This is a genomic window from Priestia sp. TSO9 (assembly GCF_021029645.1).
Taxonomy (GTDB): domain Bacteria; phylum Bacillota; class Bacilli; order Bacillales; family Bacillaceae_H; genus Priestia; species Priestia megaterium_E.
On record NZ_JAJEKD010000013.1, the window covers coordinates 1,176,259 to 1,186,514 of the forward strand.

Below are 10,256 nucleotides of genomic sequence, written 5' to 3' on the forward strand. Positions count from 1 at the left end.
TACTATTTATTAAAAAGAGAACAATAAAAACTGTAACTTCTTCACTTGATGCCTAAGCGTATAACTGACGCTACGTTTTTAGCCGTTCTTTCAATGTTTTCACCCGCTTTTTCCAGCGCTTCTGACAAATCGACCGCTCCGGGCACGACGCTGAATAACGCAGAAATACCGTGCTCATATACAGCTTCGCTTCCTGTTCCAATGCTCCCTGCTATCGCTATCACGGGAACGCTATGCTTTTTTGCTGTTTTCGCTACTCCAATGGGTGTTTTTCCGTAAATAGTTTGTCCATCTATTCTTCCTTCACCGGTAATGACAAGATCAGCATCTTTAATATATCTTTCTAACTGAGTTGCTTCAATGACAATGTCTACACCTGGCTTTAACTCCGCAGATAAAAATGCCAGCAGGCCCCCTCCTAGTCCTCCTGCGGCTCCAGCACCAGGAACACTTTGGATATGAATATTCATTTCTTTTTCAATAACTGCTGCGTAATGAGCTAGATTACAGTCAAGGCGTTTAACCATATCAGGAGTTGCGCCTTTTTGAGGGCCAAATACCGCGGATGCTCCGGTTTCACCTGTTAAAGGATTGTCTACGTCGCACGCAACTTCTACTTTGACTTCAGCAAGCCTGGAATCCAAGTTTGTCAGATCAATAGCAGCTAACTGGTTTAAACTGCCGCCTCCTTCTTTTATTTCTGCGCCGTTAGCATCAAGAAGCTTTGCCCCTAAAGCTTTTGCCATACCAGCTCCTCCATCATTTGTAGCACTTCCTCCGATGCCAATGATGATATGCTTCACTTTATGATCTAACGCTTTAAGAATGAGCTCGCCGGTTCCTCGCGTTGTGGTGATAAGCGGATTGCGTTCATCCATAGGAACATGATGAAGTCCTGAAGCGGCTGCCATTTCAATAACAGCCGTTTTGCCATCTCCAAGAATTCCGTAAAAAGCTTCCACTGCTTTCCCTAACGGTCCGGTTACTCGCGTTTGTATAATCTCTCCACCCGTTGCATCCACAAGCGACTGAACAGTTCCTTCTCCACCGTCTGCCATAGGTACTTTACTAATCTCAGCGTCTGGAAAATGAGTTCTTATTCCTTTTTCAACTGCTTCACAAACATGCAGAGCCGTTAAACTCTCTTTAAATGAATCCGGTGCAATCACAATTTTCATCCGCAAACACTCCTTTTATTTTTAGCCATATAGCTTTAATACACCAAATATAAGCGTGGATACAATTGCCATGATGAGTCCAATAAGCGATTCGTACGGTATTAATTTTAAGCGTTCTTTTATTTTCATGTTTACACTTCCGCCCGTTGCGTGAAAAAAGCTTCCGTGCGGAAGGTGATCAAGTACGGTCGCTCCGGCATGAACCATAGCAGCTCCGGCTAAAGCAGAAACGCCTAGCTCTAAAATTGTCGATCCAAAAACTTGGCTTGCGACTGCTGTTCCTGCCGTTGTCGAAGCGGTTGCCGCTGACATAAAAATACCTGAAACCGGTGCTAAAACGTAAGCTGGCAACCCAATAGCAGACAAGGCGTGAATAATAACATCTTTTAGCTGGGAGTTAGCAATGATTCCTGCTAATGTCCCCGTTCCGAGAAGCATAATGGCTACACCTGACATTTTCCCTAATCCAGAAATAGCATATGTATTAAGCTGTTTTCCTTTTTTCATCACAATGGCACCAACAATTCCTCCTGCAGGAAGCGCAACCATTGGATCAATATTAAGATCAAAAAGCGGTCGCAGCGCCAGCAGCACGATCGTAACAATGGGTGCTATGATAGCCGTTAAAAACAGCGGCAAGCTGCTTGCATCCACTGTATCTATTTCTTCAGCTTGAACCATTGTTCCTTTTTTCACTAATCGTTTGGCTACGAGATAAGTGACCGCTACGCCAAATATAGCGGGAATGATTCCTGCAGCCATCACGGATGTAAGCGGAATATTAAATGCATCCGAAGCAGCAATAGCGTTAGGATTAGGAGACATTAAATTTCCCGCCTTTCCTCCTCCAATCATTGCTAATAAAATAGCAGGCTTTGACATACCCGTACGTTTAGCAATGGCTAAAGCAATAGGTGCCACTGTGATGACAGCCACATCAACAAACACACCTACTGTCGTAAGAATGAGTGTGGCTAGCGCTAGAGCTAAAAGCGCTTTTGTTTCCCCTAGTTTTTTTACAATGGTTTCTGCTATAACCGCTGCAGCACCTGATTCTATTAATACCCCGGCCAATATACCGGCTGCAAGAATCCGCAGCACTGCGGGAATGATGCCTTGTGCCCCTTCAATCATTAAATTAACGGTATCAGCAATATTAACTCCGCCAATCAGTCCTCCAATTAAAGCTCCGGCTATCATTCCGTATGCGGGAGCCACTTTCTTTAAGATTAATATAATAGCAATTACTAATGCACAAATCGCGCCTAACGCGCTTACTTGAACGTCCATAAAGCATCCCCTTTCTTATTTCTCCTGTCCCTAACGTTAATTGTAAGCGCTATCTTATATTCTTTCATTAGTCACTTCAACAGAAAAAGACCTCACTATCGCAAGATCTTTTATGCACGTGCACAGTTATGAAATTTTAGACAGCAGCATGGCTACATACAGTTCAAGAAGGTCTTTGACTTTTCTTGGATCTTTTCCCGTAATGCTTTGAATTCTATCTAGACGGTAGCTTAGCGTATTTCGATGTATAAAAAGCTTTTTAGCTGCCGTGCTTCCTTCGCCATTTTCTTCTATGTAGACCGTTAACGTTTCGATAAGTTCTTTTTTCTTATCGTATTCCTTCAGCTTTTTATAGTGATGCAACAGATCATGATTTTCTTGAAAACCGGCGCTTTGACGTAACAGCACGGGAATTTGATAATCCGAATAGCAGTAGAAAACAGCTTCTGGGTGAAGCTTAGAACCGACCGCAAGCGTATCTTTTGCCTGCTGATAAGATACACGAAGGCCTTTAAAGTCAGGTTGAACAGATCCTGCCGCTAACTTACACACCATCCCAGACGCCCGAAGCTGTTTTTCCAGCTGTTCCGCATAGCTGCTAGCGCTGCCTGCTTCTGTAGATTTTAATATGACTACTCCGTCTGGAAGCATAGCATATAAGTCATTATTAGCTATGTATTTCTTTACAAGCTTCATAACTTCATGGCGATTGTCCGCTGTAACAATCAGTGCCACTCGTGGAAGGTATAAGTTAATATCAAAGCGGTTCGCCCGGTCAAAAAAGAAGGAGTCAAGCGGGTCTTCTTGTTGAAGAAGCTGATGAACCACCTCTTCTTTTAATCGTTCATCCCACTGAATTTCCTCTATTAAAATCATTTCTTGAAAAATCATTTCAGCCGCCATGCGCACGAGTTCTCCGTAATTACGAATCTGTTCTGGCAGTCCTGTTAATCCCACGACTCCAACAATTTCCCCGTTAAAGAAAATAGGCAAATTCACGCCCGGTTTGGCCCCGCGCAGCGAGTCAGCCTGCTGTTGAGTAATTTCGTAGGAACTGCCGTTTTTTAATACCAGCAACGCTCCTTCGTGAATTTGATTCATTCGCTTTTTGTCACCCGAACCAATAATGACTCCTTTTTCGTTCATCACGTTAATGTTGCAATCAATAATCTCCATCGTTCTACACACAATTTTCTGAGCTAATTCTTTTGTTACGTATCTCAACATTTCCCCATCCTTTGCCCCTGTGAAGTAAAGCTCAATTTTTTCGTGACAGCTAATTTGTATTCAATGAAAAATTTTCGATACTTCATTATAGTATACGTAGACGCAAAACCACATCTTTGAAACCGCCAACAAAACAGTACCTATAGGAGGATAAAAGAATGACTGTGTCAAAACTAGTTTTTACCCCTCTTAGCTATACAGGATGGGGATCACTTCAGCAACTGCTTCTGGAAGTAAAAAAATATCACCCTGCTCATATTTTAATTGTCACAGATCCCGTGTTAAAAGACATTGGACTTGTAGATAAAGTGAGTTCTCCCCTCATTAAAAATGGATACGAAGTAGATGTATATGCAGATACGGCACCAGAACCGCCTTTAGCACTCGGTGAAAAACTCGTATCCTATGCAAAAAGCCGAAAATTTGATTTAGTCATTGGCGTTGGCGGCGGCAGCGCATTAGATTTAGCAAAACTTACGGCCGTTTTAGCCGTTCACGATGGAGCTGTAGAAGAATACTTGAACTTAACTGGTACAAAACAAATTTCAAAAAAAGGTCTTCCAAAAATTTTAATTCCCACTACTTCTGGCACGGGTTCAGAAGTAACCAATATTTCTGTATTATCTCTTGAAAGCACAAAAGACGTCGTGACCCACGACTATTTGCTTGCAGACGCTGCCATTGTAGATCCCGAGCTTACGCTGAGCTTGCCTTCTAAAGTAACGGCGGCTACAGGGGTTGATGCATTAACTCATGCTGTGGAAGCTTATGTATCAGTGAATGCAAATCCAGCAACCGATGCCTTAGCACTAAAGGCTATACGCATGATTAGCTCTTCTTTACGAACAGCTGTAGAAAACGGCAAAGATAAAGAAGCGCGAACTCAGATGAGCTACGGAAGCTATTTAGCGGGACTTGCTTTCTTTAACGCAGGCGTAGCCGGTGTTCATGCGCTTGCATATCCATTAGGTGGACAGTTTCATATTTCTCACGGTGAATCAAACGCCGTATTGCTTCCCTATGTGATGGGTTACATACGCAGCAGCTGCGTGGAAAAGATGCGGGATATTTTTGAAGCCCTAGGCGGAAACGCTAACTCTTTATCAGAAGAAGAAGCTTCTTATCAGTGTGTAAAACAACTGCAGTCACTTGTCAAAGAGGTAGGCATTCCTCAAACCCTTCGCGGATTTGATATTCCAGAAAGTGCCCTTCAAAAGCTAACAAAAGATGGCGTCCAGCAAAAACGAATTCTCGCTCGCAGTCCTTTGCCTCTTCATGAAAAAGACATACGAGCTATTTACCAATCAGCGTATGATGGTGCTATAGTAGAACCTGTGCACTAAAAAACTCCCCCTTATGTAAGGGGGAGTTCTATTTATGCTGCTTTTGCCGTTGTACCAAAACGATTATCTTTTGGATCGCTAGGCTGGCAGAATAAAACAATTAGCCAAATACTTCCAATAAGTGGAACTAATGTAATGAGCTGCCACCACCCGCTTTTTCCCGTATCGTGGAGTCTTCTTGCTCCTACCGCTAACGAAGGGACTGCAATCAATAGCGAGTAGATTACCGGCAGAAAAAGAGGCTTATCAATAAAGAACTGAATGAAAGAAAGAATAAATGAAATAACAAAGTTGACCAATACAAACATCCAGTATTCAGTTCGGCTTGCTCTGCCAGAAAACGTCCCGTAATTTTTCAACACTTTTATGTACCACTTCATATGCAACAACCTCCTTTTTTAGTATAAAATTGTAAATTTATAGTTTATATATCCTTTTTATTCAAAAAACAAACCGTTAAACGAACAAATAACGACATTTTTTATGCAAAAGAAAAAACTTCTTTCAAAAAAAGAAGTTTTCATAATGTATTATGCCTTTCTATTTCATCAAATCATTTCGGTCTTCCATACTTGGCGGTTCCTCAAGCCATCCGTTTTTGGCCATGATTTTTCCCCCGGCTTGCCCGTATGTTAAAATGTCTTTGGCCGTACTGACAAGTGTAAGAGGAAGATCTCCACGCAAACTAAACGCAGTGCCTAAAGCGTTGCTGCCTAGCCCGAAACTGCAAAATAAACTCACGCAGTACATCATTAGTTTATCCGAAAAAGGTGCTACTTTTGACTCGGTCGCTTTCGCACCCCACGTCGCAGGCGTCTGAATATCACTCTCCAGAAGAATTTTACTATAATCACTTACAACTTTTTTAGTCAGCTCTTTTCCTTTTACAAAATACTTCTTCACTTCAGGTTCATTTGCTACTTGAGCAAACCCTGTGATCATTTGCATGCCAAAAATGTTGCTTTCAATTGCGTAATAAATATGTGCTACCTCTACAGTATTTAATGCACGTTTACTAGAAAACAAATGGAGGCCATTCATGTAATCTGTGCCTTCAGCAAACTTCGCTTTTTTAGGCGCTGAGACAGCTGGCGGCCTTGGAAGCACGTTTTTTTCCTGAAGATAATCTACACATTTGTCATAGCCACTTTGCGTGAAAGCGGTAAGCTCTTTATATAGAGAGATCATGTCTTTTCTGTAGGACATGGTTAAATGAAGCGTATGTAGCCCCATACTAATTTCTTTTAAAAGGCGAAGAAACATAATATCAAACATCTTATCATAGAGCTTAGGAACGCCTACATTTACATCTTTTTCTGTATATCCTACCGGTATGGCAGCCCCTTCATTCTGTAAAATTGTTTTGATATCTTTAATGTAGTTTACCACTTGCCTATGCGTATCTTGCATAATTTCTTTTGCCCCGTCATCTTCTGCCTGTGCAATAAAATATTCCAAAATTCTTTGGGTCATTGTTTTTTGCTGATAGGTCATCCAAAGAGTAGCAATTTCACTTGAACTTAACGGTATTTCTTGACTCATGCACTAAACCTCCTGCTAGGGATACATACGTAAATCTTCATTTATTCAAGAGTGGGTATCTGTAATGAAGACTTTATTCTAGACCTTAACATTCGTCCCCGCAGTCAGATACAAAACTCTGTCTCTTCCTCAATTAATTCTGCTTCATTTACTATGCACAAATTGGAAGAATTCTATGTATTTATCCTCGCTTTTAAATGGAGGAAACAAAAAAAGCCCCCTCTCATTAAAGGCGCTTTTTCAAAGAAAACGTTTTTATTCCATCGTATCAGAAATTCTTTTGTAGCTTCCGCATTTTTTTAGATATTGAATAATATCTTGATCTTTTACACGCTGAATAGCTGATCCGAACAGTTCTGCTGCTACCTGCATGCGTTCATGTTTATGTTCAATGGTCATAATATATCGAAGCGCATCCACAACCGGTGCATTGTGACGTGTACGACGAGTTATGTACTCGTGAATGGCTTCATTTAACCCTTCCGATTCCGCTTGTTGAAACTCAGGTTTTCTTACTACTTGACTATATACCACTTTTTGACACTCCTTCTCCTCATTTTTAATCATTTTTATCTTTCTTTTATTTCCATTTCCCTAACAAAAAGGAAACAAAACATGCAATGTTAACTTTTTTTAGAGTTTTCTAGCAGATGCATGATGCATTTAAAAGAACATAGGTTTGATCCTTATAAGGAAACTATGATATATTTTTTCTCTAAACAGACTATACACAGTAAGGAATGAGGTATTTAGATATGAATAAAGCTGAATTTATTGATGCTACAAAGGCTCCAGCCTTTAAGCCACGAAAAGAATTTAAAGAAGCTGTTAAATAAAGAATCTAATGCTGGGTATAAAGTAAAACAAGCAGGCTCTTAATAATTAAGAATCTGCTTGTTCTGTTCTATATAAAGACTATTTCAGTAAGCTATTTTATTTTTTCTAAAAAGATACATATCTAGCAGCATATTAACAAGCAATAGATTAAGCTACTATATTTATTTTAATATACAGTTGAGCTAGATAGAATATCTTTATGAAAACGTACTGTTTCAGAACTGTAAGTAGTCATATTTAGTACACTTTTTATAGAATATGAGATGAGGATACCCCCATCTTCCATTGTACTCACCCAATAAGGATGAAAGGGTATTAAAAAATAAAATCGCTTATCAAGTTTTTCTAAAACAAATGGTTCGGTAACATTTTTAGTTTCTAAATTACCAACAGAGACATCAATTTTATCACCTATTCTCATCCCACCATAACCCTCTATACAAATTTCAATAAATCCAGTTTCTTGAAGTAATTCTAATTCAACTTCTCCGACGTAATCATATCTTTCTAGTATGTTCGTTCCATTTTTAATTGATTGACGTACGAAATCCCCGTCATAATAAAAAACAAATGGCAATTCTAAATCTTTTGAGTCAATAAGATTTTGTATGGTGATAGTACCAACTCCTTTATACCAACTCGTTTATTATTATAACATTATTAAAAAAACACCCTGAAAGGATGTTTAATAGTTAGCTTGTAAAGCTTCACTCTTTTTCTTTAGTTTTTGACTTTCTTCTTCTAACTCAATAATTTTATTTTGGAGCTCTGTATTATCAAAGTCTTGCTCTAACTCTTCAGATAGCTTTATTCGCTGTTTATGAATTTCAATTCGTTGTTTAGCAATCGCTTCTACTTCTTTGTTTAATTGTAATTGTTCATATGGATTCATATAAATTCCTCCCTTACTTTCACTTTCAACACAAGAAGACAGATTCCTTTAAAATAAAGTCCAGTGAGTGTTCCCTATAAACATGCTAATGGCCCCAAACGCACTAGCAATAAAACTAAAATTCCATACAGTGCGCATCCAAGCTGCTAAAGAACCATATGTCTTTTTAAAGGCTACTTCACGCATAAAGATGAGATAAAGAACTGTAAACCCATATACACCAAATGCTACCCATTGAAAAGTTTCTTGAATTTGTGGAACTATTAGAACAACTGCTACTAAAGCTACGGTGAAAATGAGGTTCACAATCATAAAGAAGCTGACGAAACGCATCCACTTAAATCCCTTTTCGTCTAGTTCCGCAGCACCTTGGTTTTTTCGCTTTAATTCCTCCATTATTCATTACCCCTAGTATTCAGTTTTATCCATTATAGCACGTTATCCTAGTGTTATTCTTAAAGTACTAGTATCGTTATGTTCAAATTTCAGAGATTAGACTCAAAAATTTTGAAGTTTTCACATTAGAATTTTATACAGTCTCAATCAAAATCTGTAGTTATCTGACATAAATAAAAGAGCAGTTTGCAAATGCAAACTGCTCTTTCGATGACCCGTACGGGATTCGAACCCGTGTTACCGCCGTGAAAGGGCGGTGTCTTAACCACTTGACCAACGGGCCGTGATTGTTTTTTAAGTTTAACTTAACTGTTTGTTATACTGGTGGGCCTAAGTGGACTCGAACCACCGACCTCACGCTTATCAGGCGTGCGCTCTAACCAGCTGAGCTATAGGCCCATAATCCTCATATGTATCTAAAATGGCAGGGGCAGTAGGAATTGAACCCACACTGACGGTTTTGGAGACCGTAGTTCTACCTTTAAACTATGCCCCTATAAAAAGTAGCAGTCATGACGGAAATTGAACCCGCGATGATGATAAAAATAAATGGAGGAGGAAGAGGGATTCGAACCCCCGCGGGCTTTGACACCCCTGTCGGTTTTCAAGACCGATCCCTTCAGCCGGACTTGGGTATTCCTCCGATGTTAGAATGATAAACCTTCTACTCTAAACAACTGAGCTAAGGTAACATTATACTTCTGGTCGGGAAGACAGGATTCGAACCTGCGACCCCTTGGTCCCAAACCAAGTGCTCTACCAAGCTGAGCTACTTCCCGTTCATGGCGCGCCCGAGAGGAGTCGAACCCCTAACCTTTTGATCCGTAGTCAAACGCTCTATCCAATTGAGCTACGGGCGCTTATTAAAATGAGCCATGAAGGACTCGAACCTTCGACCCTCTGATTAAAAGTCAGATGCTCTACCAACTGAGCTAATGGCTCGAAAAACTGGTGGAGGATGACGGGATCGAACCGCCGACCCCCTGCTTGTAAGGCAGGTGCTCTCCCAGCTGAGCTAATCCTCCAAAAAAATCTATATAAGCGCTTTAACAAGCGTTATTTTCATTACTTATAATAGAATATTTCAAATAAAAAACCCCTATGCTCTTTTATAAGAGACTCATAAGGGGTCTTATTCATTGCCTGGCAACGTCCTACTCTCACAGGGACAAAGTCCCAACTACCATTGGCGCTAAAGAGCTTAACTTCCGTGTTCGGTATGGGAACGGGTGTGACCTCTTTGCTATCGCCACCAGACAAGAGATTGCTCTCTCAAAACTAGATAACAGTTTGCTGAGTAAAGCTTACGCTTTTAAAAGTTTGGTTAAGTCCTCGATCGATTAGTATCAGTCAGCTACACATGTCGCCACGCTTCCACCTCTGACCTATCAACCTGATCATCTTTCAGGGATCTTACTAGCTTGCGCTATGGGAAATCTCATCTTGAGGGGGGCTTCATGCTTAGATGCTTTCAGCACTTATCCCGTCCACACATAGCTACCCAGCGATGCCTTTGGCAAGACAACTGGTACACCAGCGGTGTGTCCATCC

At 40.4% G+C, this 10,256-nt stretch carries 10 protein-coding genes, 8 tRNA genes and 2 rRNA genes; 1 reads left to right on the top strand and 19 read right to left on the bottom strand.

The genetic code is table 11. The features are described 5' to 3' along the window. Positions 1–41: 41 nt before the first annotated feature. The 3 genes from LJC66_RS14200 to LJC66_RS14210 form a co-directional block, all read right to left on the bottom strand. The gene (locus LJC66_RS14200) at positions 42–1,178 is read right to left on the bottom strand and encodes a glycerate kinase (protein WP_230932803.1); all 1,137 of its coding nucleotides are present in this window, start codon (positions 1,176–1,178) and stop codon (positions 42–44) included. Between the two features lie 21 nt (positions 1,179–1,199). Next, positions 1,200–2,468, bottom strand: coding sequence for a GntP family permease (locus LJC66_RS14205; RefSeq protein ID WP_230932804.1), 1,269 nt, complete (start codon positions 2,466–2,468; stop codon positions 1,200–1,202). A 126-nt stretch (positions 2,469–2,594) separates the two neighbouring features. Beyond that, complete coding sequence (locus tag LJC66_RS14210; protein ID WP_230932805.1) at positions 2,595–3,695, bottom strand: sugar diacid recognition domain-containing protein; 1,101 nt, start codon at positions 3,693–3,695, stop codon at positions 2,595–2,597. A gap of 158 nt (positions 3,696–3,853) precedes the next feature. Between LJC66_RS14210 and LJC66_RS14215 the strand changes: the two genes are divergently transcribed. Next, entirely contained in the window at positions 3,854–5,038 is a 1,185-nt protein-coding gene (locus LJC66_RS14215) for an iron-containing alcohol dehydrogenase (RefSeq protein WP_230932806.1), read from the top strand. A 32-nt stretch (positions 5,039–5,070) separates the two neighbouring features. On the opposite strand, the gene LJC66_RS14220 is transcribed toward LJC66_RS14215, so the two are convergent. From LJC66_RS14220 to LJC66_RS14295, 16 genes are all read right to left on the bottom strand, one after another. Beyond that, positions 5,071–5,418, bottom strand: a complete 348-nt coding sequence (locus LJC66_RS14220) for a DUF805 domain-containing protein (protein ID WP_050690602.1) — start codon at positions 5,416–5,418, stop codon at positions 5,071–5,073. Positions 5,419–5,578: 160 nt separating this feature from the next. Then, the gene (locus LJC66_RS14225) at positions 5,579–6,580 is read right to left on the bottom strand and encodes a DUF3231 family protein (RefSeq protein ID WP_230932807.1); all 1,002 of its coding nucleotides are present in this window, start codon (positions 6,578–6,580) and stop codon (positions 5,579–5,581) included. 255 nt (positions 6,581–6,835) lie between these two features. After that, positions 6,836–7,114 (bottom strand): hypothetical protein, encoded by a 279-nt coding sequence (locus tag LJC66_RS14230; RefSeq protein ID WP_028408159.1) that lies wholly within the window; start codon positions 7,112–7,114, stop codon positions 6,836–6,838. A 469-nt stretch (positions 7,115–7,583) separates the two neighbouring features. After that, positions 7,584–7,994 carry a hypothetical protein gene (locus tag LJC66_RS14235; RefSeq protein WP_050690599.1) on the bottom strand — a complete coding sequence of 137 codons (411 nt, stop codon included), beginning with the start codon at positions 7,992–7,994 and terminating at the stop codon, positions 7,584–7,586. A 108-nt stretch (positions 7,995–8,102) separates the two neighbouring features. After that, the gene (locus LJC66_RS14240; RefSeq protein WP_016766132.1) at positions 8,103–8,309 is read right to left on the bottom strand and encodes a hypothetical protein; all 207 of its coding nucleotides are present in this window, start codon (positions 8,307–8,309) and stop codon (positions 8,103–8,105) included. Positions 8,310–8,357: 48 nt separating this feature from the next. Continuing rightward, on the bottom strand, positions 8,358–8,705 hold the full coding sequence (locus LJC66_RS14245) for a hypothetical protein (protein WP_195696772.1): 348 nt from the start codon (positions 8,703–8,705) through the stop codon (positions 8,358–8,360). Between the two features lie 211 nt (positions 8,706–8,916). Next, positions 8,917–8,988 (bottom strand) — tRNA-Glu (locus tag LJC66_RS14250). Positions 8,989–9,027: 39 nt separating this feature from the next. Beyond that, positions 9,028–9,104, bottom strand: a tRNA-Ile gene (locus tag LJC66_RS14255). Positions 9,105–9,127: 23 nt separating this feature from the next. Then, positions 9,128–9,201: transfer RNA gene (locus LJC66_RS14260), tRNA-Trp, on the bottom strand. 54 nt (positions 9,202–9,255) lie between these two features. After that, positions 9,256–9,348 (bottom strand) — tRNA-Ser (locus LJC66_RS14265). A 59-nt stretch (positions 9,349–9,407) separates the two neighbouring features. Next, a tRNA-Pro gene (locus LJC66_RS14270) sits at positions 9,408–9,484 on the bottom strand. Between the two features lie 4 nt (positions 9,485–9,488). Next, positions 9,489–9,565 (bottom strand) — tRNA-Arg (locus LJC66_RS14275). A 9-nt stretch (positions 9,566–9,574) separates the two neighbouring features. Continuing rightward, positions 9,575–9,647 (bottom strand) — tRNA-Lys (locus LJC66_RS14280). A 7-nt stretch (positions 9,648–9,654) separates the two neighbouring features. Beyond that, positions 9,655–9,730, bottom strand: a tRNA-Val gene (locus LJC66_RS14285). A gap of 116 nt (positions 9,731–9,846) precedes the next feature. Continuing rightward, positions 9,847–9,962: ribosomal RNA gene (rrf, locus tag LJC66_RS14290) — 5S ribosomal RNA — on the bottom strand. 63 nt (positions 9,963–10,025) lie between these two features. After that, positions 10,026–10,256 (bottom strand): 23S ribosomal RNA (locus LJC66_RS14295); the annotation flags it as partial.